General features: G+C 62.2%; 20 protein-coding genes. 14 read left to right on the top strand and 6 right to left on the bottom strand.

Annotated elements, in window-relative coordinates:
• Nucleotides 1-13: 13 nt before the first annotated feature.
• From SM766_RS06390 to SM766_RS06440, 11 genes are all read left to right on the top strand, one after another.
• A complete protein-coding gene (locus tag SM766_RS06390; RefSeq protein WP_065272547.1) occupies nt 14-469 on the top strand; it encodes a universal stress protein in 456 nt (151 codons plus the stop codon).
• A 121-nt stretch (nt 470-590) separates the two neighbouring features.
• Nucleotides 591-1,154, top strand: coding sequence for a NifU family protein (locus SM766_RS06395; RefSeq protein WP_368947270.1), 564 nt, complete (start codon nt 591-593; stop codon nt 1,152-1,154).
• Between the two features lie 48 nt (nt 1,155-1,202).
• Nucleotides 1,203-1,799: a tRNA (adenosine(37)-N6)-threonylcarbamoyltransferase complex dimerization subunit type 1 TsaB gene (tsaB, locus tag SM766_RS06400; RefSeq protein ID WP_065272545.1), complete on the top strand. Its 597-nt coding sequence runs from the start codon at nt 1,203-1,205 to the stop codon at nt 1,797-1,799.
• A 31-nt stretch (nt 1,800-1,830) separates the two neighbouring features.
• Nucleotides 1,831-2,229, top strand: a complete 399-nt coding sequence (locus tag SM766_RS06405) for a GNAT family N-acetyltransferase (protein WP_368947271.1) — start codon at nt 1,831-1,833, stop codon at nt 2,227-2,229.
• Nucleotides 2,230-2,388: 159 nt separating this feature from the next.
• Entirely contained in the window at nt 2,389-3,384 is a 996-nt protein-coding gene (locus tag SM766_RS06410) for a BMP family lipoprotein (RefSeq protein ID WP_065272543.1), read from the top strand.
• 190 nt (nt 3,385-3,574) lie between these two features.
• Entirely contained in the window at nt 3,575-5,104 is a 1,530-nt protein-coding gene (locus tag SM766_RS06415) for an ABC transporter ATP-binding protein (RefSeq protein WP_368947272.1), read from the top strand.
• Entirely contained in the window at nt 5,105-6,199 is a 1,095-nt protein-coding gene (locus SM766_RS06420) for an ABC transporter permease (RefSeq protein WP_368947273.1), read from the top strand.
• A complete protein-coding gene (locus SM766_RS06425; RefSeq protein WP_368947274.1) occupies nt 6,199-7,206 on the top strand; it encodes an ABC transporter permease in 1,008 nt (335 codons plus the stop codon). Before SM766_RS06420 ends, SM766_RS06425 begins: the two co-directional genes overlap by 1 nt.
• 192 nt (nt 7,207-7,398) lie before the next feature.
• Entirely contained in the window at nt 7,399-8,319 is a 921-nt protein-coding gene (locus SM766_RS06430) for a sulfite exporter TauE/SafE family protein (protein WP_368947357.1), read from the top strand.
• Nucleotides 8,319-9,113 carry a TIGR02186 family protein gene (locus SM766_RS06435; RefSeq protein ID WP_065272538.1) on the top strand — a complete coding sequence of 265 codons (795 nt, stop codon included), beginning with the start codon at nt 8,319-8,321 and terminating at the stop codon, nt 9,111-9,113. Before SM766_RS06430 ends, SM766_RS06435 begins: the two co-directional genes overlap by 1 nt.
• An 89-nt stretch (nt 9,114-9,202) precedes the next feature.
• Nucleotides 9,203-9,619 (top strand): VOC family protein, encoded by a 417-nt coding sequence (locus SM766_RS06440; RefSeq protein ID WP_368947275.1) that lies wholly within the window; start codon nt 9,203-9,205, stop codon nt 9,617-9,619.
• Between the two features lie 147 nt (nt 9,620-9,766).
• On the opposite strand, the gene SM766_RS06445 is transcribed toward SM766_RS06440, so the two are convergent.
• The 6 genes from SM766_RS06445 to SM766_RS06470 all read right to left on the bottom strand — a co-directional run bounded on the left by SM766_RS06445 (nt 9,767) and on the right by SM766_RS06470 (nt 16,820).
• A complete protein-coding gene (locus SM766_RS06445) occupies nt 9,767-10,507 on the bottom strand; it encodes an SDR family oxidoreductase (RefSeq protein ID WP_065272536.1) in 741 nt (246 codons plus the stop codon).
• Nucleotides 10,504-12,039 carry an ATP-dependent DNA helicase gene (locus SM766_RS06450; RefSeq protein WP_274827613.1) on the bottom strand — a complete coding sequence of 512 codons (1,536 nt, stop codon included), beginning with the start codon at nt 12,037-12,039 and terminating at the stop codon, nt 10,504-10,506. Before SM766_RS06450 ends, SM766_RS06445 begins: the two co-directional genes overlap by 4 nt.
• Before the next feature lie 83 nt (nt 12,040-12,122).
• Nucleotides 12,123-12,764 (bottom strand): acyl-homoserine-lactone synthase, encoded by a 642-nt coding sequence (locus SM766_RS06455; RefSeq protein WP_065272534.1) that lies wholly within the window; start codon nt 12,762-12,764, stop codon nt 12,123-12,125.
• 112 nt (nt 12,765-12,876) lie between these two features.
• Nucleotides 12,877-13,596 (bottom strand): helix-turn-helix transcriptional regulator, encoded by a 720-nt coding sequence (locus tag SM766_RS06460; protein ID WP_065272533.1) that lies wholly within the window; start codon nt 13,594-13,596, stop codon nt 12,877-12,879.
• A gap of 374 nt (nt 13,597-13,970) precedes the next feature.
• The gene (ccrA, locus tag SM766_RS06465; RefSeq protein WP_065272532.1) at nt 13,971-15,257 is read right to left on the bottom strand and encodes a crotonyl-CoA carboxylase/reductase; all 1,287 of its coding nucleotides are present in this window, start codon (nt 15,255-15,257) and stop codon (nt 13,971-13,973) included.
• A 111-nt stretch (nt 15,258-15,368) separates the two neighbouring features.
• A complete protein-coding gene (locus SM766_RS06470; RefSeq protein ID WP_274834611.1) occupies nt 15,369-16,820 on the bottom strand; it encodes a 1-acyl-sn-glycerol-3-phosphate acyltransferase in 1,452 nt (483 codons plus the stop codon).
• A gap of 163 nt (nt 16,821-16,983) precedes the next feature.
• On the opposite strand from SM766_RS06470, the gene SM766_RS06475 reads away from it, so the two are divergent.
• The 3 genes from SM766_RS06475 (at nt 16,984) to deoD (ending at nt 20,130) form a co-directional block, all read left to right on the top strand.
• Nucleotides 16,984-18,960 (top strand): protein meaA, encoded by a 1,977-nt coding sequence (locus SM766_RS06475; protein ID WP_065272530.1) that lies wholly within the window; start codon nt 16,984-16,986, stop codon nt 18,958-18,960.
• A gap of 120 nt (nt 18,961-19,080) precedes the next feature.
• Nucleotides 19,081-19,401, top strand: a complete 321-nt coding sequence (locus tag SM766_RS06480) for an H-NS histone family protein (RefSeq protein ID WP_065272529.1) — start codon at nt 19,081-19,083, stop codon at nt 19,399-19,401.
• A gap of 24 nt (nt 19,402-19,425) precedes the next feature.
• Nucleotides 19,426-20,130: a purine-nucleoside phosphorylase gene (deoD, locus tag SM766_RS06485; RefSeq protein WP_368947276.1), complete on the top strand. Its 705-nt coding sequence runs from the start codon at nt 19,426-19,428 to the stop codon at nt 20,128-20,130.
• The last annotated feature ends 22 nt before the right edge of the window (nt 20,131-20,152 follow it).

Here is a 20,152-nt window from a genome sequence, read left to right on the forward strand (position 1 = left end):
GTGGAGGCTACAGATGCGCAAATTTCTGGTTGTGCTGGATGACAGCCGCGAATGTCTGAACGCCATGCGGTTCGCCGCGATGCGGGCGGCCCGCACCGGTGGCGGGGTGGCGATCCTGTCGGTGATCCCACCCGATGAATTCAATCACTGGATCGGCGTGGGCGAGGTCATGCGCGAAGAGGCCCGCGAACGCATCCATGCCCATTTCGAGGTTTTCGCCAAATGGATGCGCGACCGTCAGGGGGTGGATCCGGAGCTGATCATCCGCGAAGGCGAGGCCGTGCCCGAGATCCTGGCGCAGATCGAAGCCGATCCCGACATCGGCGTTCTGGTGCTGGGCGCGGGCACCGACCGCAAGGGGCCGGGACCGCTGGTAAACCAGCTTAGCAAGACCTCGGGCAGTCTGCCGGTGCCGATCACCATCGTGCCGGGCGATCTGTCCAAGGACCGGCTGGAAGCGATTACCTGAGCCCTCAATTGCTGCCGCTGTTCCCTGATGCACAGGTGGCTCTGGCAATTTAGAACGGTTCCAAACCTTGACTTGTGCGGCCACGGCGCGCATATCTCCTGCAGACCAACGGAGACCCGAAATGTTCATTCAGACCGAATCCACGCCCAACCCGGCGACGCTGAAATTCCTTCCGGGACAGACCGTTCTGGAGGCAGGCACCGCCGATTTCGCCAGCCCCGAAGCGGCAGAGAGCTCTCCTATGGCCAGCCGCATCTTCGCCGTCAGCGGCGTCACCGGCGTGTTCTTCGGCAATGATTTCGTCACCGTCACCAAGGCCGACGACGTCGAATGGGATCACATCAAACCTGCCATCCTGGGCGCGGTGATGGAGCATTACCAATCCGGTCAGCCGGTGATCAGCGCAGGCGGTGAGCAGGCCTCGGGCCATGCCGAACACAGCGGCGAGGACGGCGAAGTCGTGAACCAGATCAAGGATTTGCTGGACAGCCGCGTGCGCCCGGCCGTGGCCCAGGACGGCGGCGATATCACTTTCCACGGCTTTGAACGCGGCGTCGTCTACCTGCATATGCAAGGCGCCTGCGCGGGCTGCCCTTCTTCGACGCTGACCTTGAAAATGGGCATCGAGAACCTGCTGCGCCACTACATCCCCGAAGTCACCGAGGTCCGCCCGGTCGCCGTCTGAGCGGCAGGACAGACCCGTCGCCATGCTGGCGACCTGAAAGGACAGAGGATGACAACCGAACCACTGGTTCTGGGCTTTGACACATCGGCCGCGCATTGCGCGGCCGCTTTGCTGCGCGGTGACACCCTTGTTGCCGAGGCGCTGGAGCCGATGACACGCGGGCAGGCCGAACGGTTGATGCCGCTGCTGGAAGAGGTGCTGGCGACTGGCGGCGCCACGTGGGCGGATCTGGATGCCATCGGTGTTGGCGTCGGCCCCGGCAATTTCACCGGTATCCGCATTGCCGTTTCCGCCGCCCGAGGTCTGGCGCTGGGTCTTGGCGTTCCGGCGGTGGGCATCGACGGTTTTGACGCCCGCGCCGCCACAGGAACCCTGCCCGGCATTCCCGCCCCGCGTGATCAGGTCTATGCCGCCCTGCCGGATCAGGCACCGCGTCTGATGCCCCGCGAGGAAGCTGAAGAGGCCGCGCGCGGTGCCGGGCTGACCTTTGCGCCCGAGGCCTCTCCCGCAGGGCTGGCCGAGGCGATCGCGCGTCTGGCAGCCGCCCGGATGGATCAGGACACCGCCGCCCCCGCGCCCCTCTATCTGCGCGCTGCCGATGCCGCGCCCGCGCGCGATACTCCGCCTGCGCTGATCGATGGCTGACGCCGTGGCCTCTGCCCCAGCCACAGACGACATGGCTAGGACACACGCGGCGGCCTTTACCCAGTCCCGCCCCTGGAGCGCTGCGGAATTCGCCGACCTTCTGGACAGCCCCCTGACCTTTGCAATCGGTGATGCCCGCTGTTTCGCCCTTGTCCGCGTTATCGCGGATGAGGCCGAATTGCTGACCATCGCCACCCATCCGGAGCATCAGCGCCAGGGTCTGGCCCGGCAAGTGATGCAGGACTGGCAGGATCTCGCCCGCACACGCGGCGCCACCGAAGCCTTTCTGGAGGTGGCCGCCGACAATGCCCCGGCGCAGGCGCTGTATGACGCATGCGGATTCGCCACTTGCGGCACCCGGCCCGGTTATTATGCCCGCAAAGGCGCCGCCCCTGTGGACGCGGTGCTTATGCGGTGCAGCTTACGTTAGGCCACCCGTATGGAATTCCACCGTTTGGTCAAAAAGCGGTTGACCCTGCCGCGATGCTGCGGGCTAAATTGCCGCACCTCTATTCGTCCCGGTCACATAACGCACCGGGCAGCCCAACGGCGGCTGTGACAATCATAAAACACAACTGGGAGTATTCTAATGAGCCTGATGAAAACCCTGATGGGCGGCTCGGCCGCACTGGCCGTCACTGCGGGCGCGGCCCTGGCGGATCCGGCGCTGATCTTTGACCTTGGCGGCAAATTCGACAAATCCTTCAACGAAGCGGCGTTCATGGGCGCAAAACGCTGGGCAGACGAGACCGGCGGCAGCTTCCGCGAGATTGAACTGCAATCCGAAGCCCAGCGCGAGCAGGCCCTGCGCCGCTTTGCCGAAGCGGGCTCCAACCCGATCGTGATGGCAGGCTTTGCCTTTGCTGACGCTCTGGGTCAGGTTGCTGCGGACTACCCGGACACCAAATTCACCATCATCGACATGGTTGTGGACGCGCCCAACGTGCGCTCGGTTGTCTTCAACGAGCACGAGGGCTCCTACCTCGTCGGCATGATGGCAGCTGAGGCCTCCAAATCCGGCACCGTCGGCTTCATCGGAGGCATGGACATCCCGCTGATCCGCAAATTCGCCTGTGGCTATGCACAGGGCGTGATGGCCGCCAACCCCGACGCCAAGGTGATCGCCAACATGACCGGCACCACCCCGGCGGCCTGGAATGACCCGGTAAAAGGCTCCGAGCTGACCAAGGCGCAGATCAGCCAGGGCGCTGACGTGGTCTATGCTGCGGCAGGCGGCACCGGCGTGGGCGTTCTGCAGACCGCTGCGGATGAGGACATCCTGTCCATCGGTGTGGACAGCAACCAGAACCACCTGCACCCGGGTAAGGTACTGACCTCGATGATGAAACGCGTGGACAACGCGGTTTACGAGGCCTTCAGCGATGGCGCTGACATGGAAACCGGTTTCTCGGTCATGGGGCTGGCCAATGGCGGCGTCGGCTACGCGCTGGACGACAACAACGCACCGCTGGTTTCGGACGAGATGAAAGCCATGGTGGACGCTGCAGCAGCCAAGATCGCCTCGGGCGAGCTGAAGGTGCATGACTACATGTCCGACGACAGCTGCCCGGCGCTGTCGTTCTGATCGGCAACCGCTCTGGCCCGTCCTGAAAAGGCATAGCCAGAGCCCACTTTACCCGGAGGCTGCCGCAACGCCGCCTCCGGGTTTGGTTTTTCCACCCCATCCGAGGGACGCGCCGCCGCACCGGTATCCGCCCCCTGCGCATCACACCGGCATCCCCCCGGTCCGCGCCCCCGCATGTTGAGGAGCCAGAATGACGGCACCAGCGATTGAACTGAAAGGCATCTCCAAGGCCTTTGGCCCCGTCCAGGCCAACAAGGACATCTCCATCAGCGTCGCCCCCGGCACGATCCACGGGATCATCGGCGAAAACGGCGCCGGAAAATCCACCCTGATGAGCATCCTTTACGGCTTTTACAAGGCCGACAGCGGCGAGGTCTGGATCAACGGCAAGAAGACCGAGATCCCAGACAGCCAGGCCGCCATTTCCGCCGGGATCGGCATGGTGTTCCAGCATTTCAAGCTGGTCGAGAATTTCACGGTGCTGGAAAACATCGTTCTGGGCGCCGAGGACAGCGGGCTGTTGATGCCCTCGCTGACCCGCGCCCGCAAGGAGCTGAAGGCGCTGGAAGAGGAATACGAACTCTTCGTGGACCCGGACAAGCGCATCGACGAGATCGGCGTCGGCATGCAGCAGCGTGTGGAGATCCTGAAGGCGCTGTACCGCAAGGCCGAGATCCTGATCCTTGACGAACCCACCGGCGTTCTGACCCCGGCAGAGGCCGACCAGCTGTTCCGCATCCTCGACCGGCTGCGCGCCGAGGGCAAGACGATCATCCTGATTACCCACAAGCTGCGCGAGATCATGGAGGCGACCGACACGGTCAGCGTCATGCGCCGCGGCGAGATGACCGCAACGGTAAAAACCGCCGAGACCAGCCCCGAACATCTGGCCGAACTGATGGTGGGCCGCAAGGTGCTGCTGCGCGTGGACAAGGTCCCCGCGAAGCCCGGCAAGCCGATCCTGGAAGTCGAGAACCTGCGCGTCGTGGACGAGGCAGGCGTCGAGCGCGTCAAGGGCATCGACCTCAATGTGCGCGCCGGAGAGATCCTCGGCATCGCCGGTGTGGCGGGCAATGGCCAGTCCGAGCTGCTGGAGGTGCTGGGCGGTATGCGCCCCGGCACCGGCACGATCCGCCTCAATGGCACACCGCTGCCGCTGTCTGGCCCCGGATCGGACGGGCGGGCACGCCGCGCCGCCCATGTGGCCCATGTCCCTGAAGACCGACAGCGCGAAGGGCTGATCATGGATTTCCACGCCTGGGAAAACGTCGCCTTTGGCTATCACCACGCGCCGGAATACCAGCGGGGCCTTCTGATGGACAACGCCGCCCTGCGCGCCGATACCGCTGCGAAGATGGAGAAATTCGACGTGCGCCCGCCGGATCCCTGGCTGGCCGCCAAGAGTTTTTCCGGTGGCAACCAGCAAAAGATCGTCGTCGCCCGTGAAATCGAGCGCAATCCCGACCTCTTGCTGATCGGCCAGCCCACTCGCGGCGTCGATATCGGCGCCATCGAATTCATTCACAAGCAGATCGTCGCCCTGCGCGATGAGGGCAAGGCGATCCTTCTGGTCTCGGTCGAGCTGGAAGAGATCCTGTCCCTGTCTGATAGGGTGGCGGTGATGTTTGACGGTATGATCATGGGCGAACGCGCCGCCGATCAGACCGATGAAAAGGAACTGGGCCTTCTGATGGCCGGTGTCGCGGGGGAGGCCGCGTAAATGGAAAAGATGCCGAAATGGGCCGATGTGGTCCTGATCCCGCTGATCAGCCTGATACTGGCGGCCCTCCTCTCTGCCCTCGTAATCCTGGCCATCGGCGAGGATCCGATTGCTGCGGTCAAGATGATGGTAACCGGCGCGCTCGGCTCCACCTATGGCTGGGGCTACACGCTGTACTATGCGACCAATTTCCTGTTCACCGGCCTTGCGGTCGCCGTCGCCTTCCACGCCCGGATGTTCAACATTGGCGGCGAAGGTCAGGCGATGCTGGGGGGGCTTGGCGTTGCGCTTGTCTGCCTTTACATCCCCTGGCCTCACTGGTCTTTGGCGCTGATCTTTGCCTCCCTCGGCGCCGCCCTCTTTGGGGCCGCCTGGGCTGCCATACCGGCCTATCTTCAGGCCAAGCGCGGCAGCCATATCGTCATCACAACCATCATGTTCAACTTCATCGCAGCCGCGGTTCTGAACTATATGCTGGTCAATGTGCTGAAGCCCGCAGGGGCCATGGATCCAGCCACAGCCCGCTTTGCCGAAGCTGTTCACCTGCCAAGCCTGCACGAGCTTCTGGCCCCATTCGGTATCGCCTTTTCCAAATCGGCACCGGCCAACGTGAGCCTTCTGGTGGCCGTTGCCGCCTGCGTGGTGGTCTGGCTGCTGATCTGGCGTACGCGGCTGGGGTATGAAATCCGCGCCTATGGCCATTCCGAACCCGGCGCTCTTTATGCCGGGATCTCTCCGGTGAAGATCATCATGATCTCGATGCTGATCTCGGGTGGGCTTGCGGGCATGATGGCGATCAACAACGTCATGGGCGAGGCCGAGCGTCTGGTTTTGAACTCTACCGAGGGCGCTGGTTTCATCGGCATCGCCGTGGCGCTGATGGGGCGCAACCATCCCTTTGGCGTTTTTCTGGCCGCGATCCTCTTTGGCTTCCTCTATCAGGGCGGCGCGGAACTGGCGCTCTGGACCTCGATCCCGCGCGAATTGATCGTCGTCATTCAGGCGCTGGTCATCCTCTTTACCGGCGCGCTGGACAATATGGTGCGGATACCGCTTGAAAAGATCTTCGTTGCATTGCGGAAGGAGAAAGCCTGATGGAATTCCTGACCATCATTCAGGTGCTGGACAGCACCGTCCGTCTGGCGACGCCGCTGCTTTTGGCCTGTCTGGCCGGCCTGTTCTCAGAGCGCGCGGGCATCTTTGACATCGGCCTTGAAGGCAAGATGCTGATGGCCGCCTTTCTGTCCGCTGCAGTGGCCGCAGTCACCGGCAATGTCTGGCTGGGACTGCTCGCGGGTATCGCCTCCTCGCTGGTGCTGGCTGGGCTGCACGGGGTCGCTTCGATCACCTTCCGGGGCAACCAGTTGATTTCCGGGGTTGCCATCAACTTTCTGGCCGCAGGCATGACCGTGCTGATCGCCCAGGATTGGTTCCAGCAAGGCGGGCGCACCCCCTCCCTGCTGCGCGAAGGACGCTTTGGCGGTCTTGAACTGCCATTTGCCATCGGCCCCAGCGACGCCGAGGCAGCGGGCCGCCCCCTGTCCGAACTGATCGCCGAAGCGGGCATGTTCCAGCAGATCTATTCCGAGCTGCTGTCGGGGCATTCCATCCTCGTCTATGCCGCCTTCCTCGCGGTGCCGCTCACCTGGTGGGTTCTGTTCCGCACCCGTTTCGGCCTACGTCTGCGCGCGGTCGGGGAAAACCCGGCAGCGGTGGACACGGCCGGTGTTTCGGTGGTGGGGCTGCGGTTTGCCGCCGTTGCGATCTGCGGCCTTCTGTGCGGCATCGCGGGCGCCTATCTGGCCACGGCCCTGCAGGCTGGTTTCGTGAAAGACATGACCGCCGGGCGCGGCTTCATCGCGCTGGCGGCGCTGATCTTTGCCAAATGGCGCCCCTGGCACGCAATGGGCGCCTGCCTGCTGTTCGGCCTGTTGCAGGCGGTCGCGTTGCGGTTCCAGAATATCGAACTGGGCAGCGTTACCATCCCGGTGCAGGTGATGGATGCCCTGCCCTATATCCTGACCGTGGTGATCCTGGCCGGTTTCGTCGGCAAGGCCATTCCGCCCCGCGCCGGCGGCGAGCCTTACGTGAAGGAGCGCTAAGAGCGCACCGCTCACATAGCTGCATGACCCAGTCAAACCGCCCGGCCCCGCGCCGGGCGGTTTTGCGTTTTGCACGTGCCCTTCCCCCTCAGCCGAGGTGATAAGTCCAGATTGATCCCGATTATCGGTCCTGAATGCTGCGGGGCGGCATCGCCAGTTGATTTTGCACCGGCAAAGGGGTCTAAATTGAGTATGCAGATCTACCTTCCCATCGCCGAGGTTTCGGTCAATGCCTTCCTTCTTCTGGGGCTGGGTGGGCTGGTGGGTATCCTTTCCGGGATGTTCGGCGTCGGCGGTGGATTTCTGATGACGCCGCTGTTGTTCTTCATCGGCATTCCGCCTGCTGTGGCGGTCGCGACCGAGGCCAACCAGATCGTCGCCTCCTCCTTTTCCGGCGTCCTTGCCCATTTTCGAAGGCGCACCGTCGACATCAAGATGGGCCTTGTGCTGCAGGCCGGTGGTCTGCTTGGTGCCGCGCTCGGCGTGGTGGTCTTTAACCATCTGAAACAGATGGGTCAGGTCGATCTGCTGGTGAAGCTCTGCTACGTTGTCTTCCTTGGCGTCGTTGGCGGGTTGATGTTCATCGAAAGCCTCAGCGCCCTACGCAAATCCCGCAAATCGGGCGGCGCGCCCTCAGCGCGGCGGCAGCGCAGCTGGGTGCATGCCCTGCCCTTCAAGATGCGATTCCGCACCTCCGGTCTTTATATCTCGGTGATCCCGCCGGTTCTGGTCGGCGTCGCTGTCGGCATTCTGGCCGCGATCATGGGCGTGGGCGGCGGTTTTATCATGGTGCCCGCGATGATCTATATCCTCGGCATGCCGACCAAGGTGGTGGTCGGAACCTCGCTGTTCCAGATCATCCTCGTCACCGCCTTTACCACCATGCTGCACGCCACCACCAACTTTACCGTGGACATCGTGCTGGCCGTGCTCCTATTGGTTGGCGGCGTCGTCGGGGCGCAGATCGGCACCCGCATCGGCACCTATCTCAAGGCCGAACAGCTGCGGATCCTGCTGGCACTGATGGTGCTGCTGGTCTGCGGTAAACTGGGGCTTGAGCTTCTTATTCAGCCGGACGAGCTGTTCTCGCTCGGCGTGGCAGGAGGTCACTGATGACGCCGCTCTTCCGCCTGTTGCTAATTGCCCTGCTCAGCCTTCCTGCGGTTCTCGCTTCCCCGGGTCGCGCTAACGAGCGCGAAGCGGTTGTGCTTGGCCTCAGCCAGAACCGCGTCGCCATTACTGCTGATTTTGACGGCTCTGAAATTCTGGTTTTTGGCGCGGTGAAACGCGACACTCCGATCCCGGCGGATGCGCCGCCGCTCGAAGTGATCGTCACCGTGTCCGGCCCCTCCGCCCCGGTCACCGTGCGTCGCAAGGAAAAGAAGCTTGGCATCTGGGTCAATGTCGACAGCGTGCTGGTCGACTCCGCGCCTAGCTTTTACGCCGTAGCCACCAGCGCCCCCTTCGGCGCGGTGCTGACGGATATCGAGGACCTGCGCCACAAGGTATCGGTCGAACGCGCCATCCGATCGGTCGGGGCCGCGATGAACATCCGCGGCGCCCAGGATTTTGCCGAGGCCGTGGTGCGCATCCGCCGCGAGGAAGGGCTTTACTCCCTACGGCCCAGCACCGTCACCGTGGACCAGCAAACCCTGTTCCGCACCGCGATCGACATGCCCGCGAACCTGACCGAGGGCGCCTATACCACCCGCGTGCTGCTGACCCGCGGCGGCGAGGTGGTCTCCAGCTATGAAACCGCAATCGACGTGCGCAAGGTCGGGCTGGAGCGGTTCCTCTACGCCCTCTCGCGCGAACGGCCCTTCATTTACGGGATCATGTCACTGGTTATTGCCGTCCTTGCCGGCTGGGGCGCCTCGGCAGCCTTCCAGCTGCTGCGCGACCGGTAGGAGCGTCAATTCATGCCGTTTCGCAGTCTAAACAGCCAGTCGGATTGCCACCTTGGCAATCAGATGTATCGCGCAATGGGACAGCAAGCATGATCGCCTATGTCACCGTCGGAGCTGACGATATCACGCGTGCCAAACAGTTCTATTCTGCCTTCCTACCGGCCCTTGGCTATGGGCTATCGGAGGGGCCTGAAGGTCTAAGCTACGCCCTGCCAGTGGAGCCGGGCCAGTCTCCCGCTCTGCCTGATTTCTACGTCAAACCGCCCTTCGATGGAGAGGCGGCCTCGGCTGGCAATGGCGCCATGGTGGCCTTTGAGGCGCGCAGCCAGGAACAGGTGCGCGCCCTCCACGCCGCCGCGCTGGCCGCAGGTGGCTCTGACGAAGGGCCGCCAGGATTTCGTGACACCTATGGCCCCCGGTTCTTTGTCGGCTACTTGCGCGATCCACAAGGCAACAAGATCGCATTGTTTTCCAGCAACCCGAACGAGCCGGGACGAGACGGTTAGCCCAGGTCTTCAAGGGCGACAGGATCACGACCACTCGAAACAGGCAGCGCGCCATGCGCGGTGCCGGGCCCAACGGGATGAGAGCTGCGTCCGCAGACCGAAGACGGGCGGGAGCGCTCCCCCGCCATGTCCCCTGCCCTGCCTTGATCAGCCGCGGCCGATATAGGGCATCTTGGTGGCCATCACCGTCATGAACTGCACATTGGCCTCCAGCGGCAATTCAGCCATATGCAGCACCGACCGCGCCGCATCCGCCACATCGAAAGTGTCCATCGGCGCCGCCTCGGGATTGGCCTCGGCATGGCGATGGGCCAGATCCTCCACCATTGGGGTGCGAGCATTGCCGATGTCGATCTGCCCGCAGGCGATGTCAAAGGGCCGACCGTCCAGCGAGATGCTGCGCGTCAGCCCGGTGATCGCCGATTTGGTGGCAGCATAGGGCGCCGAGCCGGGACGCGGCACATGGGCAGCGATGGAGCCGTTGTTGATGATCCGTCCGCCCTGCGGTGCCTGATGGCGCATCTGCCGAAAGGCCGCCCGCGCCGCCAGGAACATGCCCGTGAGGTTCACATTGACCGAGGCATGCCAGTCCTCCAGCGCGATCTCATCGATGGTACCGGGCGGCGTGAAGATACCCGCGTTGTTGAACAGCACATCCAGCCGTCCGGCCTGCATGGCAAAGCTGTTGACCGCATGATCCACGGCAGTGGCGTCGGTCACGTCCGCAGGCAGCACATAGGCCCGGTCGTGCCCCAGCGCCACATCCGCCAGCTTGTCCGCGCGCCGGGCCAGCAGGCCCACGGTCCAGCCTTGGGTCAGGAACTGTTCGGCCACCGCCCGGCCAATGCCCGAGCTGGCGCCGGTGATCAGGATGGTCTTGTTGCTCATAACGCGGTTTCCTCCTCTGCCTCGAGTGTCAGCGCCGCCACCGGTGCGGCGCGCAGATCGTCCACCCGGAGCGGACCGGTGGGTTTTGCCAGCCGGTTGCGCACCACCCAGATCAGCCGTTCCTGCGCCCTGGTAATCGCCACATACGCGAGCCGCTTCCACAGCGGCTGACCGGCCTCGACCCGGCCCATGCGCGCAGCGGCATAGATATCGGGGGCAAAGACCTGCGCGGTCTCCCATTGCGAACCCTGCGCCTTGTGAATGGTCACCGCCGCCCCATGCAGAAAGGTCGCCCCCATACGCGCGGCAAAGGGGATGAAGGGCTCTTCCTCATCCGGTTTCTCGATCTTCACGATGGAGGCAGCCGAGACCTGCGGATCCTCGGCGCCCATCACGTGCAGGCGGGAAAATCCGGGCTTGCGGCCGGGGCCAAGGTAGATCACCTGCGCCCCTTTGATCAGCCCGCGCGCTTCAAGATCAAGACGTTTCTTGCGGTGTTTCAGCGGCAGTTCGATGCCATCGCAGATCAAAGGTTCGCCTTCGATCAACGCATCCTCGGGGGCGCCATGGACGCTGCGGAAGGCGTTGATCAGACGGATGCGGGTGTTGTTGCGCCAGACCAGCACCGGAGAGCGCGCCATCAGGTCGACCTCGACCCGCTGCCCCCAGACCACGCGCTCGTCGCGGCGGGCGGTGTCTTCGACCATGCGCTCAAAATCCTCGAACCCCAGCTGTGGATCGGCCAGCGCATGCGCCAGATCCAGAATGGGGTTATCGGCCTCCTGCCGGTGAATGCGGCTCAGCACCAGTTTGCGCGTCTCGGGCAGCCCGTCAAAGACCATGGCGCCGGATTGGTTCACCGGTGCCAGCTGCGCCGGGTCGCCAAACAGCAGCAGGGTCGGGAAAATCTCTTTGAGATCGCTGAACTGGCGGTCATCCAGCATCGAGGCTTCATCGACAAAGCCGATGTCCAGCGGATCCTCGCGGCGTTTCCAGCCGGTGATAAAATCGGAGCCGCGCAGCCCTGCCGCCGCCAGCGCCCCGGGGATCGATTTGTTGCGCTCGTAAAAGGCCGCCGCGCGGGCCAGCGCCTCTTCGGTAAGACCTTCGATATCAGGCTCTTCGCCGTTTCCGGCCAACCATTCGGCGATGCGTTCGTATTCGGGATCGTAGACCGGCGTGTAGAGAATCCGGTGAATGGTGGTCGCGGGCACCCCGCGCAGCCGCAGCACGCTGGCTGCCTTGTTGGTGGGGGCCAGGATCGCAAGGGTGCGCTTGCCGCTTTTCTTGCGGCTTTCGTAATCGCCCGACACCACTTCGACGCCGGCATCTTCCAGCGCCTTGTAAAGCTCGGCCAGCAGCAGGGTCTTGCCCGATCCCGCCTTGCCGATCACCGCCATCACCCCGGCATCGCCGCGCGGCGGATGCAGCAGACCATCGTCCAGATCCACCCCGGCCTGGTGCAAAAGCGCAGTCACGCTGTCAAAAGCGGCGGCCTGATCGTCGGAGAATTGAATAAGCGGCTTTGTCATGGCGCGACCCTACAGCTGCGGGGTCGGCTGCACCAGATGCAACCGGCCCCGTGGCATGTGGGGTCGCAAGACAGACCCGGGTCCTAGCCAGTCAGCGCCATCTGCTTCATCGGGTCGGCACCGCCAAAGGAGCGGTCGAACCACAGCCGCGACAGCTCGGGCGCGATGCCCGCGCGGCTGGCCACCATGTCATAGCTGTCCGGAGTGAACTCCCACAGACCGACGTTGATCTGGTCGCGGCCTTCTCCCTCGGTGCCCAGAACCTCGGGGCTGGAGCCGATGGCGCGATAGATCCGGATCATCCGACGGTCAAAGACACCGACGAAATGGCGAATGCCGAAATTGCGCATGATCTCACCCCCGCCCAACATCAGCGCACCTGCCACCTTGGACGGCGCATTGCGCGACAGGCAGAACCGGGTGCATTCCCAAATCAGCGGGCTGGTGATCGGACTGCCGCCAGTGAGATGGCCAAAAATTTCATTCACCATCACGCGCCCGGTGGTCGGCAAAAACCGCATGGAGCCGCCATGGCTGCCATCCGGCATTTCCCAGATCACATAAAGCGGATCCAGCGCATCGTATTGATCGCGTTCCTGTCCGTTGGCATCGACGCTGACCTCCCAGCCCAGACGGGTGCGGAATTGGTCGGCGCGATCCTGAAACATGGAGCGGGCCAGTTCAGGATGTTTATGCAGGTCGTGTCCGTAGATATAGCGAAGCATTTTTTCGTCCCCTTTTGCTTGAAATGCAGGGGGAGCTTACGCCCAGAAGGCGATGCGCCAAAGACATTAACGAATTCATAAGATTGGATTTGAGCAGATTTTCGCGCCCGGATCAGACAACGATAAAACCGCAGCTTAATGCGCGGGCAATTGCATGAGTCGTATTCAGCGCGCCGAGTTTAAATCGAGCACTTTCAATGTAAACGCGCAAGGTATGTTCCGAAATTGAAAGCGTTTGTGCGACCTGCGCACGGCTGTAACCAATTGCCAGCAGGGTCAGTGCATCAATTTCCCTTGGCGACAGGGTTTGGGCCTGTTCCGGGCCGCGATCAGGTTCGAATTCCAGCGCTTTGCGGTTGAAATAATGCGCCATCAGAATCAGTTCGCGGCTGTGGGCTTCGGTGAATTCCTCCCAGTCCTCATCTGAGCAATTGTGATTGACGGTAAAGAGCGCAAATTGCCCGTTGGGGCCGCGAATCGGAATTGAATAACCCTGATTGCCGACCCCATGCGCCAGCGCGTCTTTCAGAAAAATACGCGCCGATTTGGTGGACCAGTCGAGCCGCTTCCAATCGACCGGATGAAACCGCTGATAACAACCAATAATGACCGGATCGGTCCGCAGATAGCCCTGCTCCAGATAGCGCTGGACCCAGACATCATCATAGGTGCCACAGCCGTATTGCTCGCCTGCGCTATCGACCCAGTGATAGACGATATGATCGATCTCAAAGGCATCCCGGACGCGCTCGGTGATCTTTTGCAGACCCTCAAGTGTCGTGGTGGCATCCAAGTCCTCCAGGATGCCGTCCAGATCTACCGTTTTCCCCATAGGATCGCGTACCGTTGTCATCAAGCTGAGGCGTGATCTCTGCATAAGCAATATCCAGCGCGATATCGAGCTGGTCGCCTAGCCTCCCCAGACCTTTTGCAGCGGCAACCTCTCTGAGGTCAACGAGAACGTCCAGAATCCATTCATTTTTTGCCATATCGGCCCCCCCTTGAGCCTATGTCACCCAAGGACAGCCTAATTTTGCGAGAATTTTTCGTATATTCGCAGATTTTCCTTCCCCAGAAATGGTGAGGAAAGCCCAGAGTAACATTCTGAAATTGTTATATTTTAAGATTCAGAAAACAAAAAAGAGCGAACCACTTGAAATGATTCGCTCTTCTGATTTTCAGCAATAGAAACCCGGCAGGGCGGGATTATTTGCCCGCTTCGAGAACGTCCTCAAGGGTGCGAAGACCAGTCTTGGGCGCCTGCACCAGAACCGACATATTGCCGGGCAGATGTTCGTTGCGCAGCATCTTCATGTGCGCCTCAGGCAGGTCGTTCCAGGTGAACACTTCGGACATGCAGGGATCAAGACGACGCTCCAGCATCAGCTTGTTCGCGGAAGACGCCTGTTTCAGGTGGGCAAAGTGGCTGCCCTGCAGGCGCTTCTGGTGCATCCACATGTAGCGCACATCGAGCGTCAGGTTATAACCGGTGGTGCCCGCACAGATCACCACCATGCCGCCTTTTTTGCAGACGAAGGTGGAGACCGGGAAGGTCGCCTCACCGGGGTGTTCGAACACCATGTCGACGTTCACGCCCTTGCCGGTGATTTCCCAGATCGCGGCGCCGAACTTGCGCGCTTCCTTGAACCAGGCGGCATATTCCGGGGTGTTGACCGTCGGCATCTGGCCCCAGCAGTTGAAGTCCTTGCGGTTCAGAACGCCCTTGGCACCCAGGCCCATGACGAACTCCCGCTTGCTCTCGTCCGAGATCACGCCGATGGCGTTGGCGCCGGCGGTGTTGATCAGCTGGATCGCGTAGGAGCCAAGACCACCCGACGCGCCCCAGACCAGAACGTTCTGGCCCGGCTTCAGGTCGTGCGGCTCGTGGCCGAACAGCATGCGGTAGGCGGTGGCCAGCGTCAGCGTGTAGCAGGCGCTTTCTTCCCAGGTCAGGTGCTTGGGGCGCGGCATCAGCTGCTGGGCCTGCACATTGGTGAACTGAGCAAAGGAGCCATCGGGAGTTTCATAGCCCCAGATACGCTGGCTCGGCGAATACATCGGGTCGCCGCCGTTGCATTCCTCGTCGTCGCCGTCGTCCTGGTTGCAGTGCACCACGACCTCGTCGCCGACTTTCCAGCGCTTCACCTTGGAACCAACCGCCCAGACGATACCCGCGGCATCGGAGCCGGCGATGTGATAGGGCGCCTTGTGACCGTCGAAGGGCGAGATCGGCTTGCCCAGCGCGGCCCAGACACCGTTGTAGTTGACGCCGGCGGCCATCACCAGGACCAGCACCTCGTGGCTATCCAGCTCGGGCACATCCACCACTTCCTCGACCATGGCAGTGTTCGGCTCACCGTGGCGCTCCTTGCGGATGGTCCAGGCGTACATCTTCTTGGGGACGTAACCCATCGGAGGGATTTCGCCCATCTCATAGAGATCCTTCTCGGGCGCCTCGTAGGACAGAACGTCGGTCTGCGTGTCCAGAGCCATGATGGCCTCCTTCGTTAAAACGGTTTTGCCGCAATGCAGAATCGCGGGTCTACCTAGGGAATAAAAACGGCAAGGTAATAATGCAACCCCATTTGAGGTTGTTTTGTAATTTTATGACCTCGCAGACGCAGAAATTTCCTTGGCGTCTGCAGCATCCGTGGGCAGGGCCGCTGCAGGCAGCAGGTGACGAATGGAGTTGGCATAGTAGGTCAGCAGGTCCCGTTTGGCGGGCACCGGCACGTAACGCCCGTGTTCTGAGCGCAGGATGCCGCGCCGCACCAGGATCCGCAGCGCTGTTTCAACCGCATAGGACCGGCTGTCGCGAGGCAGATGAATATGGGAGAGTGGCATCCGCTCCAGTAGCGCCGCAAGCCGCTGTTCCAGCGCGCTGCGCGTCATTGCGCCTTCGGACAGCAGCAACCAGCAGACCGCAGGCACCGGCAGTACCGGTACGATATCACCGATCCGCTCCATCAGCTCCTGCGACAGGGGTTCGGGAAGATCTGACGCCGTGACCGGCCCAGAAGGATCGGCAGCCTGCTGCGCGGCGGTGAATTCCGCAAGGCTCAAAGGGCGGCCAAAGTTCACCGCAGCATAGCCGAACCGGTGATAGCGACCGGTCATCCACAGCCACAGCTGCCGCAGCATCCGCGCCATCACCACGCCGATACGGGCGCGGAACCGGCGCTCTCCGGCGCGCCCGGCCGAGGTCAGGATCTTGTCCTCCAGCACCCAGTCGTAATTCAGCCCCACCGGCACAAAGACCACATCCCGCCCCGGCCCGGCCGGATCCCGCGCGTCGACAATGTATTTCAGCAGCCCAAGACGCGGCGGCGCCAGCGCGCCGTCCAGGCTAAGGCCGCCTTCGGGGAACATCGCCTGCGTCGCGCCGCCCTGCGTGGCAAGGCGCACATAGGTGGCCAGCACCCGGCGATAGAGTTCATTGCGGGATTTGCGACGGATGAAATAGGCCCCCATGGCCCGGATCAACCGCGACAGCGGCCAGACCCGCGCCCACTCCCCCACCGCATAAGACAGGGCCGAGCGCCGCGCTGCCAGATAGGTGATCAGCACGTAATCCATGTTGCTGCGGTGGTTCATCACGAAGACCAGCGTCGCCTCCGGGTCGATGCGGCGCAGGGCCTCTTCGTCCTGATGGCCCAGACGCACCCGGTAGATCGCGTTGGACAGCCAGCGCGTGACGCGAATGGCAAAGCTGAAATAGGTGAAGGCGGAAAAGGAGGGCACGATCTCGCGCGCATAGCGCCGCGCCTCTTCAAAGGCGACGTTGTCGGGAATGCCTTCCGCCGCCGCGTGATCGGCCACCGCCTGCGCCACCTGCGGATCATAGATCAGCCGCTGGATCATGTCATAGCGCCGCGCCAGCCGGAATGGCTCGATCGGGCGCTCCAGTCGCTGGTTGAGCCGTGCCACCGCCCGTTCCAGCCGCCGCCGGAAGAACCAGCGCACGGATGGAAACAGGAAATGCGAGGCAAAGGTGACCGCAGCAAACAGCAGGATCAGCACAAACAGCCAAAGCGGAAGCTCTACGGTACTCGTCATGGCCCGACTGTGGCAGCAAAGGCCTGCACGGGCAATTGTAACGCAGGATCAGCGCCTGACGCGGTGTTCGCCGCAACGCAGCGAATTGACATGGGTTTATTATTCCGCTTTACATCGCCACAGCGAAATAAAATTACCCAACACAGAATCGCGAGGCCCGCCCATGTCGCAGACGCAGAATGACCGCAAAGCCGATCGTCCCTGGCTGATCCGGACCTATGCCGGACACTCCACCGCCGAGGCCTCCAACGCGCTGTACCGCTCGAACCTGGCCAAGGGTCAGACCGGCCTGTCCGTCGCCTTCGACCTGCCGACCCAGACCGGGTATGACAGCGATCACGTGCTGGCGCGCGGCGAGGTGGGCAAGGTCGGTGTGCCGGTCAGCCACCTGGGCGACATGCGTACTCTCTTCGACCAGATCCCGCTGGAGCAGATGAATACCTCGATGACGATCAACGCGACCGCGCCCTGGCTGTTGTCGCTTTATATCGCCGTGGCCGAGGAACAAGGCGCTGACATCAGCAAGCTGCAAGGCACGGTACAAAACGATCTGATCAAGGAATACCTGTCGCGCGGCACCTATATCTGCCCACCGAAACCCAGCCTCAAGATGATCGCGGATGTGGCTGAATACTGCTACACCAATGTGCCCAAGTGGAACCCGATGAACGTCTGCTCCTACCACCTGCAAGAGGCCGGCGCGACGCCGGAGCAGGAGTTGGCCTTTGCGCTGGCCACCGCACAGGCGGTTCTGGACGAGCTGCGCCCGCGTATCGCGCCCGAAGATTTCCCGGCGCTGGTGGGACGGATCTCGTTCTTTGTGAACGCAGGCATCCGGTTCGTCACCGAGATGTGCAAGATGCGTGCCTTTGTCGATCTCTGGGACGAGATCTGCGAAAAGCGCTATGGCGTCGACAACCCGAAATTCCGTCGCTTCCGCTATGGCGTGCAGGTGAACTCCCTTGGCCTGACCGAGCAGCAGCCGGAAAACAACGTCTACCGCATCCTGATCGAAATGCTGGCGGTGACGCTCTCGAAAAAGGCGCGCGCCCGCGCCGTGCAGCTGCCGGCCTGGAACGAGGCGCTGGGTCTGCCCCGCCCCTGGGATCAGCAGTGGTCGATGCGCATGCAGCAGATCCTGGCCTATGAGACCGACCTTCTGGAATACGAGGACCTGTTCGACGGCAACCCGGCGGTAGACCGCAAGGTCGAGGAATTGAAGGACGGCGCCCGTGCCGAGCTGGCCAACCTCGATTCCATGGGCGGGGCGGTTGCCTCGATCGAATACATGAAATCGCGTCTGGTGGATTCCAACGCCGAACGCCTGAACCGGATCGAGCGGAACGAGACCGTCGTGGTCGGCGTCAACCGCTGGACCGAGGGCGAGCCCTCGCCGCTGCAGACCGAAGATGGCGGCATCATGGTCGTCGACCCTGCCGTAGAGCAGCAGCAGATCGCCCGCCTCAACACCTGGCGCGCCGAACGCGACAATGCCGCCGTAGAGCAGGCGCTGGCCGCGCTGCGTCAGGCGGCCAAGGACGGCAGCAACATCATGGAACCCTCCATCGCGGCAGCCAAGGCAGGCGTCACCACCGGTGAATGGGCCGAGGAAATGCGCAAGGCCTATGGCACCTATCGCGGCCCGACCGGCGTCTCCGGCTCCCCCTCTAACAAGACCGAGGGTCTTGAGGACCTGCGCGATGCCGTCAACGCGGTCAGCGACCAGCTGGGGCGGCGGCTCAAGTTCGTGGTCGGCAAACCCGGCCTTGATGGTCACTCCAACGGCGCCGAGCAGATCGCCTTCCGCGCCCGCGACTGCGGCATGGACATCACCTATGACGGTATCCGCATGACGCCCCAGGAACTGGTGGCTCAGGCTCAGAAGGACGACGCCCATGTGATCGGCCTGTCGATCCTGTCCGGCAGCCACCTGCCACTGGTCGAGGACATGATGCAGCTGTTGCGCGATGCCGGGCTGGATCACATTCCGGTGGTTGTCGGCGGTATTATTCCCGATGACGATGCCGAACGGTTGAAAAAAATGGGAGTGGCGCGGGTCTATACGCCAAAAGATTTCGAGCTAAATTCAATTATGAGCGACATTGTCGACCTCGCAAAACCACCCGCGATTGCATCTTAATGGGTTGATCACGATTTTTTTCCCAAAATGGGGAAAATTCCGCTAATATTTCCGGGTCAATATCGTCATATAGGGCCGCACGAAAAATCGGGTGTGGCCCTAACGATCCGGAGTATCACAATGAGCATTGATCTTTCTTCCATGTCGCGCAGCGAACTTGTTGAGCTGAAATCTCAAATTGATGCGGCAATTAAATCGGCAGAAATCCGCGAACGTCAGGAAGCCCTGAAAGCCGCCGAAGCCGCTGCTGCCAAATACGGTTTTGCTCTGGAAGAGATTACCGGTGGCAACCAGCGTGGCGGCGGTAAAAAACAAAAAGCGGCCGCCAAATACCGCAATCCAAACAATCCCGAAGAAACCTGGAGCGGCCGTGGCCGTAAACCGCACTGGGTGCATGCTGCCCTGACCGCCGGAATGGATATCTCGGATCTGGAAATCTGATCCTGACCGGACTGGAGAAACGCAGTGACAATCCATATTGGCGCCAAAAATGGCGAGATTGCCGAAACGGTTCTGATGCCCGGCGATCCTTATCGCGCGAAATGGGCGGCAGAAACCTTTTTACAGGACGCCCGTCTGGTAAATGACGTCCGGGGCATGCTGGGATTTACCGGCAGCTGGAACGGCAATCCGGTGACAATTCAGGGGAGCGGCATGGGAATGCCATCGCTTTCCATTTACGCAAATGAGCTGATCCGGGATTTTGGCGCCAAAACCCTGATCCGTATCGGCTCCTGCGGTGGCATGCAGAAAACGGTTGGACTGAGAGATGTCATCCTCGCGATGACGGCCACCACTGCCGGATCCCCCTCGGACACAATCTTCAAAGAGGTCAATTTCGCCCCTTGCGCTGACTGGTCGCTGCTGCAGGCCGCTGCGCGGGCCGCCGCGGCGCGTGATGTCACCACCCACGTGGGCGGGATTTATTCTTCGGATACCTTTTATGACGAACGGCCCGATCTCAATGACCAGATGGTGCGTCACGGCATTCTGGGCGTCGAGATGGAAGCCGCCGAGCTCTACACCCTCGCGGCCCGCTATGGCTGCCGGGCGCTGGCGGTGCTGACGGTGTCGGACCATCTGCAAACCGGCGAAGCGCTGCCCTCGGATCAGCGCGAGCGCAGCTTTGGCGATATGGTTGAAATCGCGCTGGAAGCCGCCTTCGCCTGAGACTGGCGTGGTCACGATCTCT

This window comes from Pseudophaeobacter sp. A-200-2 (genome assembly GCF_041008815.1).
Taxonomy (GTDB): domain Bacteria; phylum Pseudomonadota; class Alphaproteobacteria; order Rhodobacterales; family Rhodobacteraceae; genus Phycobacter; species Phycobacter gallaeciensis_A.

What these genes read in the sequence shown, in the direction of transcription:
- SM766_RS06470 (WP_274834611.1), bottom strand. Translation starts at nt 16,820, where the DNA reads ATGACGAGTACCGTAGAGCTTCCGCTTTGGCTGTTTGTGCTGATCCTG.
- SM766_RS06395 (WP_368947270.1), top strand. Translation starts at nt 591, where the DNA reads ATGTTCATTCAGACCGAATCCACGCCCAACCCGGCGACGCTGAAATTC.
- SM766_RS06430 (WP_368947357.1), top strand. Translation starts at nt 7,399, where the DNA reads ATGCAGATCTACCTTCCCATCGCCGAGGTTTCGGTCAATGCCTTCCTT.
- SM766_RS06410 (WP_065272543.1), top strand. Translation starts at nt 2,389, where the DNA reads ATGAGCCTGATGAAAACCCTGATGGGCGGCTCGGCCGCACTGGCCGTC.
- SM766_RS06455 (WP_065272534.1), bottom strand. Translation starts at nt 12,764, where the DNA reads ATGCTTCGCTATATCTACGGACACGACCTGCATAAACATCCTGAACTG.
- SM766_RS06405 (WP_368947271.1), top strand. Translation starts at nt 1,831, where the DNA reads ATGGCTAGGACACACGCGGCGGCCTTTACCCAGTCCCGCCCCTGGAGC.
- SM766_RS06435 (WP_065272538.1), top strand. Translation starts at nt 8,319, where the DNA reads ATGACGCCGCTCTTCCGCCTGTTGCTAATTGCCCTGCTCAGCCTTCCT.
- ccrA (WP_065272532.1), bottom strand. Translation starts at nt 15,257, where the DNA reads ATGGCTCTGGACACGCAGACCGACGTTCTGTCCTACGAGGCGCCCGAG.
- SM766_RS06415 (WP_368947272.1), top strand. Translation starts at nt 3,575, where the DNA reads ATGACGGCACCAGCGATTGAACTGAAAGGCATCTCCAAGGCCTTTGGC.
- tsaB (WP_065272545.1), top strand. Translation starts at nt 1,203, where the DNA reads ATGACAACCGAACCACTGGTTCTGGGCTTTGACACATCGGCCGCGCAT.
- SM766_RS06480 (WP_065272529.1), top strand. Translation starts at nt 19,081, where the DNA reads ATGAGCATTGATCTTTCTTCCATGTCGCGCAGCGAACTTGTTGAGCTG.
- SM766_RS06445 (WP_065272536.1), bottom strand. Translation starts at nt 10,507, where the DNA reads ATGAGCAACAAGACCATCCTGATCACCGGCGCCAGCTCGGGCATTGGC.
- SM766_RS06390 (WP_065272547.1), top strand. Translation starts at nt 14, where the DNA reads ATGCGCAAATTTCTGGTTGTGCTGGATGACAGCCGCGAATGTCTGAAC.
- SM766_RS06475 (WP_065272530.1), top strand. Translation starts at nt 16,984, where the DNA reads ATGTCGCAGACGCAGAATGACCGCAAAGCCGATCGTCCCTGGCTGATC.
- SM766_RS06425 (WP_368947274.1), top strand. Translation starts at nt 6,199, where the DNA reads ATGGAATTCCTGACCATCATTCAGGTGCTGGACAGCACCGTCCGTCTG.
- SM766_RS06440 (WP_368947275.1), top strand. Translation starts at nt 9,203, where the DNA reads ATGATCGCCTATGTCACCGTCGGAGCTGACGATATCACGCGTGCCAAA.
- SM766_RS06420 (WP_368947273.1), top strand. Translation starts at nt 5,105, where the DNA reads ATGGAAAAGATGCCGAAATGGGCCGATGTGGTCCTGATCCCGCTGATC.
- SM766_RS06460 (WP_065272533.1), bottom strand. Translation starts at nt 13,596, where the DNA reads ATGGGGAAAACGGTAGATCTGGACGGCATCCTGGAGGACTTGGATGCC.
- SM766_RS06450 (WP_274827613.1), bottom strand. Translation starts at nt 12,039, where the DNA reads ATGACAAAGCCGCTTATTCAATTCTCCGACGATCAGGCCGCCGCTTTT.